The organism is Winogradskyella costae, assembly GCF_013403865.1.
Classification (GTDB): domain Bacteria; phylum Bacteroidota; class Bacteroidia; order Flavobacteriales; family Flavobacteriaceae; genus Winogradskyella; species Winogradskyella costae.
Genome location: NZ_JABFDK010000003.1, coordinates 148,095 through 168,196 on the forward strand (window position 1 = coordinate 148,095; position 20,102 = coordinate 168,196).

At 33.4% G+C, this 20,102-nt stretch carries 21 protein-coding genes; 14 read left to right on the forward strand and 7 right to left on the reverse strand.

Annotation, left to right across the window (positions count from 1 at the left end; all coding sequences use genetic code 11):
* Nucleotides 1-53 precede the first annotated feature (53 nt).
* Together HM986_RS09460 and HM986_RS09465 are read left to right on the forward strand one after the other, a co-directional pair.
* Complete coding sequence (locus HM986_RS09460; protein WP_179334845.1) at nt 54-224, forward strand: hypothetical protein; 171 nt, start codon at nt 54-56, stop codon at nt 222-224.
* A 76-nt stretch (nt 225-300) separates the two neighbouring features.
* Nucleotides 301-978 (forward strand): DUF2461 domain-containing protein, encoded by a 678-nt coding sequence (locus HM986_RS09465; RefSeq protein WP_179334846.1) that lies wholly within the window; start codon nt 301-303, stop codon nt 976-978.
* Here HM986_RS09465 and HM986_RS09470 read toward each other — a convergent pair.
* Nucleotides 973-1,419 (reverse strand): hypothetical protein, encoded by a 447-nt coding sequence (locus HM986_RS09470; protein ID WP_179334847.1) that lies wholly within the window; start codon nt 1,417-1,419, stop codon nt 973-975. The genes HM986_RS09465 and HM986_RS09470 overlap by 6 nt on opposite strands.
* Before the next feature lie 11 nt (nt 1,420-1,430).
* The gene (locus HM986_RS09475) at nt 1,431-1,847 is read right to left on the reverse strand and encodes a glyoxalase (protein ID WP_179334848.1); all 417 of its coding nucleotides are present in this window, start codon (nt 1,845-1,847) and stop codon (nt 1,431-1,433) included.
* A 183-nt stretch (nt 1,848-2,030) separates the two neighbouring features.
* On the opposite strand from HM986_RS09475, the gene HM986_RS09480 reads away from it, so the two are divergent.
* Together HM986_RS09480 and HM986_RS09485 are read left to right on the forward strand one after the other, a co-directional pair.
* A complete protein-coding gene (locus tag HM986_RS09480; protein WP_179334849.1) occupies nt 2,031-2,924 on the forward strand; it encodes a DUF72 domain-containing protein in 894 nt (297 codons plus the stop codon).
* Between the two features lie 47 nt (nt 2,925-2,971).
* Nucleotides 2,972-3,367: an acyl-CoA thioesterase gene (locus HM986_RS09485; protein ID WP_179334850.1), complete on the forward strand. Its 396-nt coding sequence runs from the start codon at nt 2,972-2,974 to the stop codon at nt 3,365-3,367.
* Here the strand turns inward: HM986_RS09485 and HM986_RS09490 are convergent.
* Both HM986_RS09490 and HM986_RS09495 read right to left on the reverse strand, forming a co-directional pair.
* Nucleotides 3,364-4,602 (reverse strand): mechanosensitive ion channel family protein, encoded by a 1,239-nt coding sequence (locus HM986_RS09490; protein ID WP_179334851.1) that lies wholly within the window; start codon nt 4,600-4,602, stop codon nt 3,364-3,366. The two genes, HM986_RS09485 and HM986_RS09490, sit on opposite strands and share 4 nt — an antisense overlap.
* Nucleotides 4,595-4,888 (reverse strand): DUF3817 domain-containing protein, encoded by a 294-nt coding sequence (locus tag HM986_RS09495; RefSeq protein ID WP_179334852.1) that lies wholly within the window; start codon nt 4,886-4,888, stop codon nt 4,595-4,597. Before HM986_RS09495 ends, HM986_RS09490 begins: the two co-directional genes overlap by 8 nt.
* A 134-nt stretch (nt 4,889-5,022) precedes the next feature.
* Here HM986_RS09495 and HM986_RS09500 point away from each other — a divergent pair, with 134 nt between their 5' ends.
* From HM986_RS09500 to HM986_RS09520, 5 genes are all read left to right on the forward strand, one after another.
* The gene (locus HM986_RS09500; protein ID WP_179334853.1) at nt 5,023-7,491 is read left to right on the forward strand and encodes a zinc-dependent metalloprotease; all 2,469 of its coding nucleotides are present in this window, start codon (nt 5,023-5,025) and stop codon (nt 7,489-7,491) included.
* A 1-nt stretch (nt 7,492) separates the two neighbouring features.
* On the forward strand, nt 7,493-7,954 hold the full coding sequence (locus HM986_RS09505; RefSeq protein ID WP_179334854.1) for a hypothetical protein: 462 nt from the start codon (nt 7,493-7,495) through the stop codon (nt 7,952-7,954).
* 254 nt (nt 7,955-8,208) lie between these two features.
* Nucleotides 8,209-8,670, forward strand: a complete 462-nt coding sequence (locus HM986_RS17650; RefSeq protein ID WP_218841420.1) for a cold-shock protein — start codon at nt 8,209-8,211, stop codon at nt 8,668-8,670.
* Between the two features lie 154 nt (nt 8,671-8,824).
* The gene (locus tag HM986_RS09515) at nt 8,825-9,400 is read left to right on the forward strand and encodes a fasciclin domain-containing protein (protein WP_179334855.1); all 576 of its coding nucleotides are present in this window, start codon (nt 8,825-8,827) and stop codon (nt 9,398-9,400) included.
* Between the two features lie 125 nt (nt 9,401-9,525).
* Nucleotides 9,526-10,002: a GyrI-like domain-containing protein gene (locus tag HM986_RS09520; RefSeq protein ID WP_179334856.1), complete on the forward strand. Its 477-nt coding sequence runs from the start codon at nt 9,526-9,528 to the stop codon at nt 10,000-10,002.
* Here HM986_RS09520 and HM986_RS09525 read toward each other — a convergent pair.
* Both HM986_RS09525 and HM986_RS09530 read right to left on the reverse strand, forming a co-directional pair.
* Nucleotides 9,992-12,226, reverse strand: coding sequence for a type IA DNA topoisomerase (locus HM986_RS09525; protein WP_179334857.1), 2,235 nt, complete (start codon nt 12,224-12,226; stop codon nt 9,992-9,994). The genes HM986_RS09520 and HM986_RS09525 overlap by 11 nt on opposite strands.
* Before the next feature lie 60 nt (nt 12,227-12,286).
* On the reverse strand, nt 12,287-13,213 hold the full coding sequence (locus tag HM986_RS09530; protein WP_179334858.1) for a peptidoglycan DD-metalloendopeptidase family protein: 927 nt from the start codon (nt 13,211-13,213) through the stop codon (nt 12,287-12,289).
* A gap of 208 nt (nt 13,214-13,421) precedes the next feature.
* On the opposite strand from HM986_RS09530, the gene HM986_RS09535 reads away from it, so the two are divergent.
* The 5 genes from HM986_RS09535 (at nt 13,422) to lpxD (ending at nt 19,655) form a co-directional block, all read left to right on the forward strand.
* Nucleotides 13,422-14,975 (forward strand): DEAD/DEAH box helicase, encoded by a 1,554-nt coding sequence (locus HM986_RS09535; protein ID WP_179334859.1) that lies wholly within the window; start codon nt 13,422-13,424, stop codon nt 14,973-14,975.
* Nucleotides 14,976-15,054: 79 nt separating this feature from the next.
* Nucleotides 15,055-15,504 carry a KTSC domain-containing protein gene (locus HM986_RS09540; RefSeq protein WP_179334860.1) on the forward strand — a complete coding sequence of 150 codons (450 nt, stop codon included), beginning with the start codon at nt 15,055-15,057 and terminating at the stop codon, nt 15,502-15,504.
* A gap of 30 nt (nt 15,505-15,534) precedes the next feature.
* Nucleotides 15,535-17,085, forward strand: coding sequence for an SDR family NAD(P)-dependent oxidoreductase (locus HM986_RS09545; protein WP_179334861.1), 1,551 nt, complete (start codon nt 15,535-15,537; stop codon nt 17,083-17,085).
* Between the two features lie 115 nt (nt 17,086-17,200).
* On the forward strand, nt 17,201-18,319 hold the full coding sequence (locus HM986_RS09550; RefSeq protein WP_179334862.1) for a DEAD/DEAH box helicase: 1,119 nt from the start codon (nt 17,201-17,203) through the stop codon (nt 18,317-18,319).
* Nucleotides 18,320-18,665: 346 nt separating this feature from the next.
* Nucleotides 18,666-19,655 (forward strand): UDP-3-O-(3-hydroxymyristoyl)glucosamine N-acyltransferase, encoded by a 990-nt coding sequence (gene lpxD, locus HM986_RS09555; RefSeq protein ID WP_179334863.1) that lies wholly within the window; start codon nt 18,666-18,668, stop codon nt 19,653-19,655.
* A gap of 168 nt (nt 19,656-19,823) precedes the next feature.
* On the opposite strand, the gene HM986_RS09560 is transcribed toward lpxD, so the two are convergent.
* The gene (locus tag HM986_RS09560) at nt 19,824-20,087 is read right to left on the reverse strand and encodes a hypothetical protein (protein WP_179334864.1); all 264 of its coding nucleotides are present in this window, start codon (nt 20,085-20,087) and stop codon (nt 19,824-19,826) included.
* Between the last annotated feature and the right edge of the window lie 15 nt (nt 20,088-20,102).

The window sequence follows — 20,102 nt, forward strand, 5'->3', positions numbered from 1 at the left end:
CTCTTTATCATAACGATATTTGTGATATACAAAACCATAAAAACCAAAAAACAATGAAAAAATTCAGTTATTTATTTATAGCCTTATTTAGTTTAAGTTTAATGACAACGAGCTGTAGAGAACAAAAATCTACAGGTGATAAAATAGAAGATGCGGTTGATGATGCTGGGGATGCAATTGATGATGCTGCTGATGATGTTGAAGACGCAGTAGATGACAACTAAGAATTAACATTTTAATAGTAAAGTAAAGAGCCATCGTTTAGATGGCTTTTTATATTTTTATAAAAATATATTTTCCATGAGCCATTCTATCCCTAAAGAAACCTTTACTTTTTTTAATAAACTAGAGAAAAACAATGATCGCGATTGGTTCAATGAGCACAAAATAGAGTTTAAAACTATAGAAGCCAAGATAAAAGAAGTCTACAATTATTTAGGCGAATTATTGAATACACACGATCAGATTGAGAAAATCAAAATCTTTAGAATCTATAGAGACGTGCGCTTTTCTAAAAATAAATTACCATATAAAACACACTTTGGTGCGTCGTTTTCTAGAGTGAAACCAGGATTAAGGGGCGGTTATTATGTGCACATACAACCTAATAACGAATCTTTCATTGCTGCAGGTTTTTGGGACCCGAGTAAAGAGGACTTATTGCGAATTAGAAAGGAGTTTGAAATGGATGACAGTGAAATGCGCGCTATTTTAAAAGATAAAACATTTAAAGATTCTTGGGGCGATTTTACAGGAGACGAGCTGAAAACCGCACCAAAAGGCTTTAATAAAGAACATGAAGCAATAGACTTAATTAGAAGAAAGCAATTTATCTTCGTTAAAAAATATACGGATAAAGAAGTCCTAGCAGGTGATTTCCTTATTGATGTCAATCTTACTTTTAAAAATGTTAGACCATTTTTTAATTACATGAGTGATGTGCTCACAACAAATCTAAATGGTGAATCATTATTATAGCACAGCTTTAATTTCGTAACTTTTCTCGTTAAATTTAAATTGATCTCCCTTTTGACGATTTTTAAGAAGTTGTCCTAACGGTGAGGCCAAAGAAATAATGTAATATTCAGAATCTTCCACTTCAACTTTTCCTAAGCTTAAGGCTATATAAAACGTGATGCTATCCGTTTTTACCAAGCTTCCTAAAACGACATTATCAGACACTAAATTAGGGCGAACTAGTTTTAATTGTTCTCGCATTTTATTGGCATCACTTAGATAATTCATATTCTTTTCTAAATCATCTAATAATTTAGAATTTCCAGAATCATCTTCTTCGTTGCTAACTTTGTCATTGTTTTCAATGGACTCTTTAATTAATTCAATTTCATTTTTGTATCCTAATATGCGTTTATCTGCATATTGCGTACAAAGCTCTAATAGTTGCGTTTTTATGTTCATTTAGATTGAAGCTAAACTTCCTGATTAATTTCAGTAGGTGTAAATATTTGAATACTTTGAATTAAACGTTCTTTTACAATAGCCATCATGCGTTTGTTTAAAGCCGATGAATTTTGAATATAAATTTCATATTCTTCAACAGTAAACTGACCAATAATCATCCCTTTTAAAGCGTTTCTAAATTTAATATCTTTTTGGATGGAGTTAGAGATATAGTTTATTTGTTTTTCCAACGATAAATCATAGAAAACATTTTTGTGTTTTACAATATAATTTTTAAAAACTGCTATAAGCAAGTCGTGCTGCAACTTAATTATAGGTCGTAACGTTTTATTCTGAAAAGCTTCATCTGCACTTGTGCCATGGTGTATTTTAGCAGATAAAATTTCGGGCCTTATGGAAAGTAGGTTATTAAATCTTGTAGTCATAATCTATTTGATTTAAGGATTAATTCTGAATTAAAATTAATGAAATAGGAAATAGGTCTATTTGTATAGCTATTATGTTGTTAACGGTCTTATTAACATTTTGTATTCTAATATTGCTAAATCTTATAGAACCACAACCGAATACTGCGTTCTAAATTTTATCTTTGAGTAAAATATTGAGTTATGAAGTTCGGACGTGTAGATAACCCTGGAGATATAGATTTCACTTTACCAAAGGATCACTCGGATACTTTAAAAGTATTACAAAAAAAAACGTCAGAGAATTTCAATGTTTTTGTTGGCTGTGCGAAATGGAATAGAGCAGATTTAAAGGGCTTTTACCCTAGAGGCACTAAAGACGAATTAGAATACTACTCACGTCAGTTTAATTCTATAGAATTAAATGCTACGTTTTATAGGATATTTCCTCCCGAACAGTTTTCAAAATGGTATGATAAAACACCTCCTAATTTTAGATTTTTTCCAAAAATTAATCAAGAGATTAGTCATTGGAAACGCTTAAGTGAAGATATTACACCAATAGTTGACAACTACCTATATAGTGCTATAAACTTAAGAGAGAAGCTCGGTTGTGTTTTTCTCCAAATGCACAATAATTTTGCACCAAAAGATTTTGATCGTGTTGTAAATTTTGCGCAAAGCTGGCCAAAGGAAATACCTTTAGCCATTGAGTTTAGGCACACGGACTGGTACAACGATAAGGCTATAGCTGAAGACTTATATCAACTTTTAGAAGAAAACAACATTTCAAATATCATAGTAGACAGTGCTGGTAGACGCGACATAATGCATATGCGTTTAACTAATTCTAGGGCTTTTGTGCGTTATGTCGGAGCTAATCATCAAAGTGATTACGAAAGATTAGACGAATGGGTAGATCGATTAAAATTATGGAAAGCTAATGGTGTAGAAGAAATTGACTTTTTTGTGCATCAGAATATTGAAAAAGAATCACCTTTACTATCTACTTATTTTATAAAACAATTAAATGCTGAATTGGGAACGAATTTAAAAATCCCGAACGACACTATAGTTACACAACAAAAACTTTTATAATAATAAACCTTAGGTCAGAGACTTAGTGGTTAATAACAAAAAAACATATGAGATTTCACACAAGAAAATGGGTAAAACCGGAAGATTTAAACCCTAATGGCTCGTTATTCGGAGGACAACTTTTAGCATGGATTGATGAAGAAGCTGCGCTTTATACCATAATTCAATTTGAAAATTCTAAAATTGTCACCAAGTTTATATCCGAAATTAATTTTATGAGTTCTGCCGTACAGGGAGATATCGTTGAACTAGGCATTGAGGTAATTAAATTTGGTAAATCATCGCTAACCTTAAAATGCGAAGCCCGAAACAAAATGACTAGAGAAACCATATTAACAGTCGATAACATTGTAATGGTTAATTTAGGAGCCGACGGTAAACCTGCACCACACGGAAAAACTAGAGTTGAGTTTGTTAAAGATAGGCTATATACTGGACTTTAACTTTTAGTACCTAGAGATAGCTCGTAAATTTCTAAATCAAAATATTTTACAGAAGCGAGTATATGATCAAAAATATCTCCTAATATATATTCATAGTTTTTCCAACGTTGATCACTGCTAAATGCATAAATTTCCATCGGAATACCCTGTGAGGTGGGTTCTAACTGACGCACCATTAAAGTCATGTCCTTATTTATGGCCGAATGATTTTCAATATATGTTTGGAGGTATTTTCTAAATACGCCAAAGTTGGTTAGATTTCTACCGTTAATTAAAATAGACTTATCTACATTATGTTGCGTATTGTAAGTTTTAATTTCAGTAGCTCGTGTTTTGATATACTCAGAAATTAATTCAATTTTCCCAAAACGTTCAATATCGTCATCACTAAGAAAATTAATTGTGGATGTTTTAATAATAACAGAACGTTTAATACGTCGTCCGCCAGAATCCATCATACCTCTCCAGTTCTTAAATGAATCTGAAATTAAAGCATAAGTTGGAATGGTAGTTATCGTTTTATCCCAATTCTGAACCTTTACAGTGGCTAGGTTAATTTCAATAACATCACCATCAGCACCATATTTTTCAAATGTTATCCAATCACCAATTCTCACCATATCATTTATGGACACTTGGATACTGGCAACAAAGCCTAAAATGGTATCTTTAAAAATTAAGATTATTACCGCAGAAGCAGCACCTAATGTAGTTGCGAATTTTATAAATGAAACCCCTGTAACAATAGCTAGAATAGAAAAGAATCCAAGAAGCCACGCAAAAATCATAAAGACCTGTACATAGCTGTCAACAGGTTTGTCTTTATAAGCATCTAGAGTTTTTAAGTAATCTTTTATAGAACTTAGGAAGCTTCTAATAATTTGAAGCGTTAAAACAATGGTTATAACCTTTAGCGTTTTTTCAATAATGTTTTGTGCAACTTCAAAATCTGTAAACACCTGAGGCACAAATTCTATGAGAATTAGCAATGGAATAATATGAGCTATATTTCTCGGTAATTTATTGGTGATTAATATATTATCAAAATCGGTCTTAGTCCGTTTCGCAACACTTGCTGAAAATCTCCAAAGAAAACGTTTCGTAATATAGTCTACAACAAACGCAATAAGTATTAATCCTAGCAGAAGACCGAGCATATTGAGATACATCGCCGTATCTTCGGATAGCCCTTTTTCTATTAGAAAATCGTATAAAGTATGTCTTAAGTTAAGCACGTTTTTTGTTTAAGTATTTTTTGTCAATATAGAAGGTTCCAAATGGAATAATAGAAGCGAATAAGACAATCCAAAGTGTACGTGTTGGCCATTTCATATCGCTACTGATTAACACAGCAATAACCACATAAGCCATAAATAAAATACCATGTGGCATACCTAATAATTTCACATACTGAGGGTCTTCATATAAGTATTTTACAGGCGTTGCTATAAACAATAATAGGATATATGAAACACCTTCTAACAAAGCTACAATCCTAAAAACAGGTAATAATTTTGGCATAACATTAAATTTTGTGCAAAAATACTCTAGAATTAAGTAATAAGAGAAGATTTTAACAGCTTTTAATAAATTAAGAAAAAACTAAAATTCTATTATTATATTTAGCGATATTTTTAATCCATTAGCTTGTATTTATGAGAAAAATTCTAACACTTACATTATGTTCCTTCGTTTTATTGTCTTGTGCAACAGCACAATCAGTAGGTGATAAAAAATCAAATAGTCAGTCAGCACAGTCAAAAACGCCAGCTCCGAAAAAGAGTGCTAGTAAAATAAAAGATTATGACAAAGTGATTACAAAAGACGCTATTTCAGATAAGGGACTATTTGATGTGCATGTGGTAGATGAGAAGTACTATTTTGAAATACCAATGGAGCACCTCAATACAGATATGTTATTGGTGAGCCGTTTTGCAAAACTACCTTCAAATTTAGGTGGAGGTTATGTAAATGCAGGTACAAAAACCAATACACGAATGATTAATTGGGAACGTTTTAAAAACAAAATTCTTATAAAGGAAAAATCGTCAAGTGCTGTCGCTTCGGATAGTTTACCTATTAATGTCTCTGTAAAATCTAACAATTACGAGCCTACATTATATGCTTTTGATATTGCTGCATTTTCTAAAGATTCATCCGCAGTAGTGATTGATGTAACAAGTTTTTATAACTCAGACGTTAAAGCGATCAGCGGATTAGGATCACGATTGAGATCAACTTATAAAGTAAAAAATTTAGACAAGACAAGAAGTTTTATTAATTCCGTAAAAAGTTTTCCTGAAAATATTGAAGTGATTCAAGATTTTACTTATAATGCTTCTAATCCTCCAGTAAATACTGGTGACGAAACGATTAGCATACAAATGAATCAATCGATGATTCTATTACCAAAAACACCAATGCAACCACGTCTTTTTGATGAACGCGTGGGGTGGTTTACTTTGAGTAATTATGATTATAGCAGTGAAGAATTAAAATCGGATAGAAAAACGTATTTAAGACGTTGGAAATTAGTTCCAAAAGATATTGAAGCTTATAATAGAGGTGAGTTAGTAGAACCTATTAAACCTATCGTTTATTATTTAGATCCTGCGACTCCAATGAAGTTCCGATCTTATATGAAGGAAGGTATTGAACTTTGGCAAAAGGCTTTTGAAGCCGCTGGTTTTAAAAATGCAATTATTGCAAAAGACCCACCTACTATTGAAGAGGATCCAGATTTTAGTCCAGAAGATATTAGATATTCAGTGGTAAGATACGTCGCTAGTACAACAAGAAACGCAACAGGACCAAGTGTTTCAGATCCTAGAAGTGGTGAAATTATTGAAAGTGATATTATTTGGTACCATAATCATTTACGTTCGTACCGTAATCGCTACATGTTAGAAACGGGAGCTGCAAATCCGTTAGCTAGAACATTAAATACTCCGGACGCAGAAATTGGTGAAATGATGAAAATGGTCATTGCACACGAAGTTGGTCACACCTTAGGCTTACCGCATAATATGAGTGCAAGTTATGCTTACGATGTAGAAAGTTATAGAGACGGCAACTTTACACAAAAGAATGGCATTGCAGCGACCATAATGGATTATGCACGTTATAATTACATAGCACAACCCGGTGATGAAAATATTAGGTTTATAAGACAGTTAGGACCATACGATCACTATGCTATTAATTTTGGTTACAGATATATTGACGAGACCAAATCTCCTGATGATGAAAAAGAGACGTTAAATAGTTGGATTATAGAAAAATCTGGTGATGCTATTTATAAATTCGGAGGTCGTGGAAGTTATGATCCCACAGCACAAACTGAAGATATAGGGAATAATAGTATTAAGGCAAGTACATATGGACTTAATAATTTAAAAATTGTTGCTAAAAATTTACCAAACTGGACGAGTGATCAAACCGATAATTACGAAGACCTAGAAGAACTCTATGGAGAATTATTAAGTGTTTGGAGTAGGTATGTAGGTCATGTGGTAACTCATGTCGGTGGAGTAGTAGAAGAAATTAAAAATCCATCTCAACAAGGTGATGTCTACAATCCTGTTTCTAAATCTAATCAGAAAGCAGCCTTAAGTTGGCTGCAAACAAATGCATTTGAAACACCAAACTGGTTAATAGATAAATCGATTCTTCAAAACATTAATTATGCAGGTTATACTGATCGTATCAGAAGTTTACAGGCAAGACACTTAAATAATTTATTAAATTTTGAACGCTTAGGTCGATTAATAGATCACAATGCTTTGGATTCTAAAAATTATTCAGCATTAGAATTATTGAGCGATATTAGAATAGGTATATGGTCAGAATTGAAATCGGGAACTAATGTTTCAATTTTTAGACGTAATTTGCAACGTGTTTATTTAGATGCGATGTTCGCATTGATGACGGAAGATTTGGATCCAAATCGTAGCAGACAATATTTTAATGTTAATCAGTCGGACGTTAGAGCATTAGTTAGAGGAGAATTAGAAGTTGTAAAGCGCATGCTGAATTCAACTTCCAAAACATCAATAAATACAGAGACTAAGTACCATTATCAAGACGCAATAGAACGTATTAATACCATTTTAAACCCAAAATAACATGAAAAAATTACTCTTATTAACTTTGCTTTTTAGTATTTCCTTTACATCTTTCGTGACTTCTCAGTCCAAAATGAGCCAAAGAGAAACTTTTGAAACCACTTATCAAAATACAAAAGCGACAGTTAAAACGCAACATTATCAATTTGTTGCAGACGTGATCTATGATGGCCAACAACGAGAAATACTCAATGGTGACAGCAATCAAATAGATATTAATAACCTAAATGTAAAAGGTATTTTACATGGTTTTTCAAAAGATAAAGCAATTTATACTTTAAAAGAGACTAATAGTGATATTAACACAATAGTTAACGATGAAAATCAGCAGATTTCTATTGTTGTTAAGATGTCGTCTTATAGTATAAATATTGAAGTGAAACCAAACGGTAATGCATTCTTAACGCTAACAGGAAATGACATTAGTAAGCAGGAGTACGCTGGTAAATTGGTCAGAATTTAGAATTATTTGACTTTTATATGGTTATTTAGCAAGTAAATTGTGTATTTTCAAATAGAATAATGATTAACAATTTAAATATTTGGTATAGATATTGTATCTTTGTCATCGGTTCATTGGAGATATACTACACAAATAACATAACTCTTTAAGTTATTTTACTAGATTTTAATACTATTCATTGTTAAGTTGATTAACTTGTTTGCATTATAAATATTTTCAAAAGCACACACACATATTAATTTTTAAAACTACGAATGGCTAAATCACAACAGACTTTTAGTAAAAGTGAAAAAGAAAAAAAACGATTAAAAAAACGAGAAGACAAGCGCAAGAAAATGGAAGCGCGTAAACTCAACAGAGATGAAAATGGTTCAGAGGGAATCCCGATTGCTTATGTAGATCATAATGGTAATCTTACAGATACTCCTCCAGATCCAACAATGAAGGTGAAGGTAAAAGCTGAGAATATTGTTCTTGGTATTCCTACAAAAGAGGAGTCAGACGAAGAACCGTTTGATCCAATCAGAAACGGAAAGGTTTCTTTTTATGATAACTCCAAAGGTTTTGGATTTATCATAGATATTGAAACTAATGAAAAGCATTTTACGCACGTCAGTGGAATTATTGACGAAATAGCAGAAAACGATAAAGTTACTTTCGAATTAGAGAAAGGACAACGTGGAATGAATGCTGTTAGAGTAAAGCAAGCAGAATAATTTTAAATTACAAATATTGAAAGCCATTATAGTTTACTATAGTGGCTTTTTTTTTTTGTTTTGAATTTATCATTTTTATATTTTTTTAAAGTTTTAAAAACCGACCTCTAAAAAACTTCGTAGGTAGAGAAACAATTAATTTAAAACTTAAACTATGAAAACGAAAACATTTATTTCAACAGCATCATTAGCTATCGCATTATTATTTGGAACTACAGCAATGGCTCAAACCAAAATGAAAAAAGACACAAAGATGGTTGGAGGCGCCGAGATGTACCCTACTAAAGACATTGTTAGTAATGCTGTAAATTCTAAAGATCATACAACATTAGTTGCTGCTGTTAAGGCTGCAGAATTAGTAGAAACGCTACAAGGCGAAGGCCCTTTTACTGTGTTTGCTCCAACTAATGCAGCTTTTGATAAACTACCTGAAGGTACAGTTACATCATTATTGAAACCTGAAAACAAAGGGAAACTTCAATCGGTATTAACATATCATGTCCTTGCTGGTAAATTTAGTGGCAAAGAAATTATGAAAGCCATAAAAAAAGGTAATGGAAAGGCAACGTTTAAAACAGTTAACGGTGATATGATAACAGCAATGATGGATGGTAAGGCACTAGTTTTAAAAGATAGTGCAGGTAATAAATCTATGGTTACAATTGCAGATGTTAACCAGTCAAACGGTGTAATTCATGTTATTGACACTGTAGTATTGCCAGGAATGTAATTTTTTTTTACTCAAATAAAGAATTAGTTTGTAATGTTTGGTTGGTGTTAATACTAATTCTTTGAAGCACAAGTTTAAACACTTGTGCTTTTTTTATATATTTATTTTTTCTTTATCAAATTACTATGCACCCTAAACTAATAGAATCCTCTCAAATTAATGTGATAGGGTTATCTACAAGAATTAAATTACATGAACAACATAAAATAGTAGCGCTTTGGAAACAGTTTATGCCAAGAAAACAAGAATTAGATAATTGTGTTTCTGAAAAATTAATAGCTATGCAAGTCTTTAGCTTGGATAAAAACGGTGATCCAAAACAGGACTTTGATATTTGGGCATGTGCTGAAGTCGATGATTTTAATTCTATACCACAAAATCTGAAAAAATTTACAATTCCTAGTGGTAAATATGCCGTGTTTCTTCATAAAGGGACCGATGCTAGGTTGACTTATGAAAACATAATGTCTAAGTGGTTAGAAAATTCTGGCTACGCGATTGATGATCGGCCGCATTTTCAGGTGATGGGAGAAAAGTATAAAAATGGTAGTCATGATTCTGAAGAGGATTTTTATATTCCTATAAAATCAATTAAAAGTTAACTCTAAAATCACAACCACGCTTATAGTTACTGCAACCGAAAGCAGTTTTACCTTGCAGAACTTGCCCTGTTTTGCATTTCGGACAAACGTCTCCAGCTTTGAGTGCTGGTTTCTTAATAGTTTGCTTTGGTTCAAACTTCAGTTTAAAGTTGTCCGTAAAACGGAGTAACCCTTCTTGTGAATTTCCTTTAACCTTAAAGCCTTTTAAGTTTACTGTAGAGCCTTTAGTAATTAACCGAATATATTGTTTTTCAGATATTTTCTTTTCGCCTAAGCTAAATGGTAAGGTAAAATCACAAGACTTGCTATAAAGACTACAACCATATGCGGTTTTTCCTTTTAAAAGTGACCCCGTTTTACATTTAGGACAAGAACTGCCAACTAAAGCTGTCGTTTTTGTTTTCGACTTTGATTTCGTTTTCCCAGCAGGCTTGTTGTTAACTGCTGAAATTCGTGTTTGAACCTTTTCACTTCTCACTTCATATACTAAAGCATCAACCATACGTTTCATGCCTTTTATAAATGCGCTTGCCGTGTATTCTCCTTTTTCAATATCTTTTAATTGCTTTTCCCACGTTCCAGTAAGTTCTGCAGATTTTAAGAGCTCATTTTGAATGGTGTCTATCAATTGAATACCCGTAATAGTTGGTAGAATTTGCTTTTTATTTCGTTTAATGTACTTACGCCTAAACAGCGTCTCAATAATATTGGCGCGTGTCGACGGACGACCAATACCGTTTTCTTTCATTAAGTCTCTTAGTTCTTCATCTTCAACTTGTTTACCTGCTGTTTCCATAGCACGCAGTAATGTCGCTTCTGTATATTGGTTGGGAGCTTTAGTCTGCTTTTCTAAAAAGGATGGTTCATGCGGACCTTTTTCACCTTTAACAAAGGACGGTAGTAGACTATCTTTTGTTTGACTAGGAACAGTTGAGGCATCTTTCTTCTCAAAAACAACACGCCAGCCTTTAGACAAAATTTCTTTTCCTGTAGTTTTAAAATTAACATCAGCTGCTTTTCCGATAACGGTGGTATTGGATACCTTACAATCATCATAAAAAACAGCGATAAAACGTTTAACGATAATATCATAAACTTGCTGCTCGTTATATTGCAAATGTGTTTGCATCCCTGTTGGAATGATCGCATGGTGGTCCGTTACTTTTTTATCATTAAAGACGCGTGAAGACTTCTTTATCTTTTTGTTTAATAAGGGGGCTGTAAATGTTGAGTAATCAGTTAATTTAGATAAAATACCATTAACTTTTGGGTACACATCATTCGGTAAAAATGTAGTATCTACTCTAGGATAGGTTACAGCTTTTTTTTCGTATAATTTCTGTGCAATTTTTAGGGTATCATCAGCTGAAAATCCAAATTTCGTGTTACAGTAAACTTGCAATCCTGTTAAATCAAATAATTTTGGAGCATATTCTGTTCCTTTCTTTTTAGTGATAGAAACGATTTCAAAGTCGTGCTCTTTAACTTTTTTTGCTAAAATTTCACCATCTTCCATTTTTAAAAAACGGCCTTCTTCATAGCTAAACAGCGTATCTCTATAAAGTGTTTGCAATTCCCAATAGGGTTGTGGTACAAAGTTCTCAATCTCTTTAAAACGATTTACAAGCATTGCGAGGGTAGGGGTCTGAACACGTCCAACAGACAGTACTTGCTTATAACCGCCATGTTTTACAGTGTAGAGTCGCGTAGCGTTAATCCCCAGAAGCCAGTCACCAATAGAGCGTGAAAAACCAGCATAATAAAGATTGTCGTAATTTTCAGAAGGTTTAAGATTATTAAAACCTTCTTTGATGGCTTCAGTTGTTAAAGACGAAATCCAAAGACGTTCTACCTTCCCTTTGTAGTTGGCTTTATTAATCACCCAACGTTGAATGAGTTCTCCTTCTTGGCCGGCATCACCACAGTTAATGACAACATCTGCTTTGTCAAATAAACTTTTTACAATTTTGAATTGCTTCTTAATTCCATCATTATTAGCCACTTTAACTTCAAATTTTTCAGGAAGCATAGGTAAGTTGTTTAAATCCCAACTTTTCCAATAGGGTTTATAGTCAACAGGTTCAAATAACGTGCAGAGATGCCCAAAAGTATAGGTTACAGCGTAGCCATTGCCCTCATAATAGCCATCACGTTTGGTGGTAGCTCCTAACACAGAGGCGATTTCTCTAGCAACACTTGGTTTTTCGGCAATACAGACTTTCAAAAAATATGAATTTAAGGAGTGCGAAAATACAGAAATTTATAAATGAAAAGCGTATTTTTTTTAGAGTTCTAAGACTAATTTTTGTCCAATTTTTAAAGGAGACGTTTGTTTAATTGCGTTGGTTTCGCAAAGTCTTGATAAAGACATATTATTACGTCTCGAAATGGCATAAAGCGTATCTCCCTTTTGCACCACATATAGTTTAGGTTGTCTAGCTAAATTTACCAATGCGGCTTCATCTGCTGATTTTATGAGCTTAACCTTGCTCACTGTTCTTGAGTTGTGGTATCTCGCATGTGTCCACTTTTGAGTTACCCAAACTTGCTCTGATCGAATCGCATTTTTAGAGGAAAAATCAAAAAGATATTCCGGGTGAATCTGCTCTCCTTTATAACTCAATTCTAAGTGAAGATGGCTACCTCTAGAGTTTCCGGTATTGCCACCTTTTCCTATATATTGACCTTTTGTTATGGTGTCATTTGCTTTAACATCAATATAAGATAAATGAGCGTAGGTAGATTCTAAGCCATTATAATGACGCACCACAATCGTATTTCCAAATCCATTGGCATATTTAGCAAAGCGTACAATTCCACTTAATATAGACACCACAGAATCTCCTGTTACTAGATCGATATCAATACCATTATGTGCTCGGCCTCTTCGCCAACCATATCGCGATGTCACTACTTTAGTGTGTGGAACTGGAGATGCATAAGTGCTGTCAGTAAAGTTTAATTCTAAAGGAAATTGTTGCACCGTATCCGCGTAAGGATTATGTAAAGTTGTGTCCCAATGATCTGATTTAATATCAATTTCTGATGCTTTTTTTGCAACTAACGGAATTTCAATAGTTTCTATAATTGGACCTAAATTGAGTTTATAGGTTGGTAGTTCTATCTTTAATGAAGGTTGTAATGAATCGTTTTGTGCGCTGATAAATAATGAACCATACAAAAGGGCAATACTAAAAAAAATGTATTTCATAGAGGGGAAAAATAACCGGATAAAATGATGAAACGTAAATATAGAATAATTATTATTTCAAAGTCAAAATTTTAATTTTTAGATGTTTTTTTTAACTATAAAAATCTCATTTTCCTGAAATTTGATACGTATCAATTGACCTGAGACTTTTTTTGTGTACCAAAGTGTTGTAAATTTGCAACTTCTAAAATAATCCGAAAAGAAATTTATGTCAGTAACGAAATCAGCTGTTCAAGAAAAAAAAACCGATAAAGAATTATATGACTATCAACAAGGTGCGATAAGCCAGATTTTCGAAAAGTTTGATTCAGAACGCGACGACTATCACTTATTATATCAGTTACCTACAGGTGGTGGTAAAACGGTTATTTTCTCTGAAATGGTACGTCAATACCTTAAAAACCATAATAAGAAGGTTTTAATAATGACGCACCGAGTGGAACTTTGTAACCAAACGTCTAAAATGTTGGATGGCTTTGGAGTGACTAATAAAGTAGTAAATAGTAAGGCTAATTTAGATGACCAAGCAGAGTACTCCTGTTTTGTTGCTATGGTTGAAACTTTGAATAACCGACTAAATGACAGTATGTTAGATATATCTGATGTCGGTTTGGTAATTATTGATGAGGCGCATTATAATTCATTTACAAAATTATTTAAGTTTTTTGAAAAATCATTTATTCTTGGAGTTACAGCAACGCCATTAAGTTCTAATAAGGAGTTGCCAATGAAGGATAACTACGATGAACTTATTACAGGAGAAACTATTGAGAACCTTATAGAAAATGAGTTTTTGGCAAGAGCAGAAACATATGCTTACGATATGGGTTTAACCTCTTTAGAAGTAGGTTCTAACGGGGATTATACGGTAAAATCGTCTGAAGATTTATATTCGAGTCCTGCAATGCTTCAAAAATTAGTAGATGCTTATAAGAAGCATTCATTAGGTAAGAAAGCTTTAATATTTAATAACGGTATTAACACGTCTATAAATGTATATTATGCATTTAAGGAAGCGGATTTGCCGGTTATGCACTTAGATAATACGGCGACAAAGAAACAACGTAAGCAGATTTTACAGTGGTTTCATGAAACCCCAGATGCTATTTTAACTTCTGTAAGTATTTTAACAACTGGTTTTGATGAACCTACGATTGATACAATTATTTTAAATAGAGCAACAAAATCATTGACTTTATATTACCAAATGATTGGTCGTGGATCTCGTATTTTGAATAATAAGTCGAAATTTACAACTATTGATTTAGGAAACAATTTATATAGATTTGGACCGTGGGGAGCAGATTTAGATTGGCAGTTAATTTTTAAATCACCCAATTGGTACGCAGATCGCATTAAGGATGATGATGCTATTGAATCTACTTTTAAACACGATTTATCGGATGAAGTTAAAGAGGAATTTTCTAAGTCTGAAGACACCTATTTTGACATTAAGCAAACTTATAAAGATGCTGTAGATAGTGGTGAATCTTCAAAGGTAGTATTAGAACGTTCTATAGAACAACATGCTAAAATTTGCATTGAAAACAGTGAAGACGTTTATGATGCATTAGCCTTGGCAAAATTATTGAAAGATGACATCAACCAGCGTATTGAAACTTATGCCAAATGTATTAGTAGAAGTACTTATAACTTCCTAAAATGGCTAAAAGATGATTATCAGAAAAAATTAAGTGCATACTTAAGAACTAATTTTGATGAAAAATTCGAAGAAATACACGGATTTCCACCTGAAGATTAAAGGTTTATAATAAAAAGAATTAAATATATTTTGTATTATAAAATAGCGTAATTTTGCGCCTTATTTTAAAATACTAAAAATGAAACGCATTAGTCAATACAAAAAGCTTTTTTCCATAGAAGATTCAATTAATCTTAAAGATTTAAAAAAGACCTATAGAAACTTAGTAAAAGAATGGCATCCTGATAAATTTCAAGATGGAGATGCTGGACAAGAAGAAGCAGAATTAAAGAGTGTTGAAATCATTGATGGTTATCATTTTTTAGTAAGTATTGCGCCAGAAACCAAAGCAGCAAACTTAGAGGAGTATACTGCAACAATCACAGATTCTAGCATTGTAGACTTTCAACATAAAGGTTTGTTATTAGAAATTACATTTTTAGATGGAGCCACATACGAGTATTTCGGTGTGCCTAAAGGTGTGTTTATCAAATTTTTAAATTCAGATAAACAAATGCGTTTTGCTAGACGAAGTATCTTCAATTCTTACATCTATAGAAAGTCTAAGAAAGAACTTCAAGACGCTTAATATAACGCAACACGTAGTCCTTATATAGTTATGAGTAACGATACATCAGAAAAGACAGAAGAGATTTCAATCCAAGAGATTGAAAACTGCATTTCTATTTTAGAACGGTTAGTTACTGATACGGATCAGATATTCGAAATTCCGAAACCACAGCGTACTGCTCTAATTAAAGCTTCCGGACAATTATCGCGTCCAAGTAGAGAAGAGTTTTCGCGTCGTAAAAAGGATGCTAAAAAAGCAGAAAAGCGAAAGAAAGCGGCTAGGGATAAAAATGCTCGAAAAGTTACCGGAATTCGTAGTGCACGAGAAGCACATGTTTTCGTTGCTCCTAAATTGTTACCAGAAGCCGATTTAAAAGCTAAGGAGCAGTTAGAACTCGAATCTCCAAGAAACTGCTACGTTTGTAAAACACTATTCACCAAGTTGCATCATTTTTATGATACGATGTGCGAAGACTGTGGTGATTTTAACTATGCGAAACGTTTTCAAACCGCTGATGTTAAAGGTCAAGTGGCTGTCATTACAGGGTCTCGACTAAAAATTGGTTATCATATTACTCTTATGTTATTACGTGGAGGAGCTACGGTTATTGCGACTACGCGTTTTCCTGTAGATTCTGCGTTGCGTTTTTCTAAAGAGGAAGACTTTACAGAATGGGGACATCGTCTAAAAATTCATGGTCTCGATTTAAGGCATATCCCAAGTGTAGAAATCTTCTGTAATTTTATAGAACAACGTTACGAAAAGCTTGATATCCTTATTAATAATGCGGCACAAACGGTGAGAAGACCAGCAGGTTTTTACAGTCATTTGATGCCAAATGAAGAACGACCAATAAAAGCATTGCCTAAGTTTGCACGCGATTTATTAAACGATCATACCGAATGCTTAGTGGAGTTACAAGAATTAACTTCTGGAGCTTCGCCCAATAAAAATATGCCTGTAACTTGGCATGGACCAGAGCCGGGTATTGGTTTGCGTTCATCAGCTAAATTATCGCAGATTCCTTATAGTTTTGATAATACATTGGTGTCTCAGGAGGTGTTTCCTGAAGGGAAATTGGATGCCGATTTACAACAAGTAGATTTAAGAAAAACCAACAGTTGGAGACTTAAATTAGGTGAAATTGAAACCACTGAAATGATTGAGGTACAACTTGTAAATTCTGTAGCACCATTTGTTTTGTGTAATCGTCTATCTGAAGTAATGAAGAAAGATAACACAGGTAAAAAACACATTATCAATGTTTCAGCAATGGAGGGGAAGTTTCATTCTTTTTTTAAAGAAGATCGTCATCCACATACCAATATGGCTAAAGCCGCTTTAAATATGTTAACGCATACTGCTGCTGGTAGTTTAGCTAAAGAAGGGATATATATGAATGCGGTTGATACTGGTTGGGTAACTGACGAAGATCCTGCTGAATTGGCAAAACGCAAACAAGACCTACACGATTTTCAACCACCTTTAGATATTGTTGACGGTGCTGCTCGTGTTATGGATCCATTATTTGATGGAATCAATACCGGTAAACATTGGTCTGGTAAATTCTTAAAGGATTACCGACCTATCAGTTGGTAGGTGAAGTTAAAGTAGAGTTTTAAATTGAATTCTAGAACCTCATATTTTAATTTTCTACTTAATTCTAAAGAATTACAAAACAGGCGAAGTACCTTTGCAACATAATAAAAATACTATGGCATCATTTTCAGAATTAGGAATACACAAGAATTATATCAAAGGACTGAAAGAACTTAATATTGTAAATCCAACGGAAATACAAGAATCGGTCATTCCTGTGTTATTAAAATCTAAAACAGATTTAATAGGTTTAGCACAAACAGGAACAGGGAAAACGGCTGCTTTTGGCTTACCTGTGCTACACGCTATAGATACTAATGATTCTGATGTCCAAGCTTTAATTATCGCTCCAACGCGTGAATTGGTACAACAAATACAAAAACAACTCTTCCGGTTTACAAAATATATTGATCAAAAGATTTTCTCCGAAGGTGTTTATGGCGGTGAAAAAATAGACCGTCAGATTAAAAATCTAACTAGAACAACACACATTGTAGTCGCTACTCCAGGACGTTTACTCGATTTAGTAGAACGTGGTGCAGTTGATATTTCAAACGTAAAAATCTTAGTTTTAGATGAAGCGGATGAAATGTTGAGTATGGGTTTTAAAGAAGACTTAACCAAGATTTTACAATACAATACTAAGAAAAGAAACACATGGCTATTTTCAGCAACAATGCCAGACGAAATTAAAAACATCGTTAAAAACTATATGGCTAAAGACGCGGTTCGTGTAGAAGTCAACAAAAATGCTTTGGTTAACGAAAATATTTCACATCACTATATACACACGTCAATAAAAGATAAAGTAAATTTAATCACTCAAATCTTAGATAAACGTCAGGATGAACGAGGTATCATTTTTTGTAAAACTAAGGCTGGTACACAAGCGTTAGCACATCAACTACAAAAGGAAGGTTTTGCTGTCGGCGCTTTAGAAGGTGATATGCAACAAAAGGAACGCGATAAAGTTATGCGCGCTTTTAAGAATGAAAACTTACAAGTTTTAATTTCTACAGACGTTTCTGCACGAGGTATTGATGTTAATAATTTAGCTTTTATATTACACCACCAATTACCAGAACATTTAGAGTATTATACCCATAGAAGTGGAAGAACAGCAAGAGCTGGTAAAACCGGGCAATCAATTGCATTAATTATTCCTGGTGAAATGCAAAAAGTTTTGGATCTTCAGAAGGCATTAGGGATAAGCTTTAAGGAAATTTCTATTTAGTATTATTGTTACATAGTTATTATTCTGTTGTATGGTGGATTCCTGCCTTCTCCGGAATGGCAATCTCAGTATTTTATAGATTGACATCACTTTAAGTGTAATTTATTTTTCTAGAAGTTTATCTTAAAAAACCATGTGTTTACAAGCGGTTCTTTATGCAATTTTTCGTGCTTTAAAATTACTTAAACTAATGTTTTAGAATATAAGGGCATATCCATACGTATTACGTTCTGTAAAAGACGAGAAATCATTTCAAATGATTGAATTCTTCAAAGCATGACGGACGTCATTTTCATTTATTAGTATTATATTGTGTGTCTAATAATAAACATACAATTTTATACCCATGATATCATTCACAATAGAAGACATTAACGCCTTTGTAAATGGCGAAGTTGTAGGCACAACTACACATAAAATCACAGGATTAGAACAAATTCAAAAAGCGACTGAAAATCAGGCGACCTTCATTGGTAATCGAAAGTTTGCAGCCCTTTGGAAAGATTCTAAAGCGAGTTTGGCAATTGTAAATGATAACATTGATATTGAACCAGGTGAGAATCGTGTGTTTATAAAAGTAAAGAATGCCGATTTAACAATGGCCAAATTACTTGAGTCTTTTACGCCTACTACACCTCATTTTGAAACTGAAATTCATCCTTCTGCTATTATTGATTCAACGGCGAAAATAGGTAAAGGTAGTAGAGTTGGAGCTGGTTCTTATATTGGTATAGATGTAGTTTTAGGTGAGAATGTTACTATCTATCCTAATGTTACTATTTTAGACGAAACAACTGTTGGAGACTATACCACAATTTGGTCTGGTACCGTAATTAGAGAGCGTTCCGTTATAGGAAGTCACTGTATTTTTCATAGTAATGTGAGCATTGGAGCCGACGGTTTTGGATATCGTCCAAGTGATGATGGTAGAGGCTTAGTTAAGATTCCACATATTGGTAATGTTGTAATCGGTAATGCTGTAGAGATAGGAGCCAATTCTTGTGTAGATCGTGGTAAATTCAGTTCTACAATTTTAGGAGATGGCTGTAAGATTGATAACTTGGTTCAAATAGCACATAACTGTGTGCTTGGCCGCTCTTGTATTATGGCAGGAAGTTCTGGACTTGCAGGTTCAGTAACTTTAGGTGACGGTGTTGTTATAGGTGGTTCAGCGTCTATTAAAGATCATACCACAATTCATTCTGGTGCTACTGTTGGTGCTGGTTCTGGAGTTATGAATGATGTCGCCGCCGGAAAAACCGTTTTGGGATATCCTGCAGTTGACTCTAGAGAAATGTTGAAGCAGTGGGTGGCGCTTAGAAAACTAGCGCGCTAGATTAATCATTTTTTAATAAGTACACTGATGTCACTTCGAGTGAAATTCTTTTTTTTCGAATTTTGTATCGAGAAGTTCTTTAGTACAAATAGTTCTCGATACAAATTTCCTAAGGCAAATTCACTCGAACTGACGTTATTATTGTAAAATTAAACTAGGATTTAAATATTAAGCTGATTTATGCTCTACATTTTGTTTTAATTGTAATAAACCAGCCACCATTCCATCTAATTCGTGTTCTAAGAAGGTAGCATTTCTTTTACTAAACCCTTTAATGCTATTAGCATATAGCTCTACACCACAATGTTTTATACAAACACTATACGTGTCGTTTTCAGCATCTAGATTAACTGAAGTTCTGTAATCGCTTGAGACTAATAACCAGTAACATAAACTATTAATCTGGTTAAACAATGAGAATTTTGTTTCCATAATATCGAGATTTAA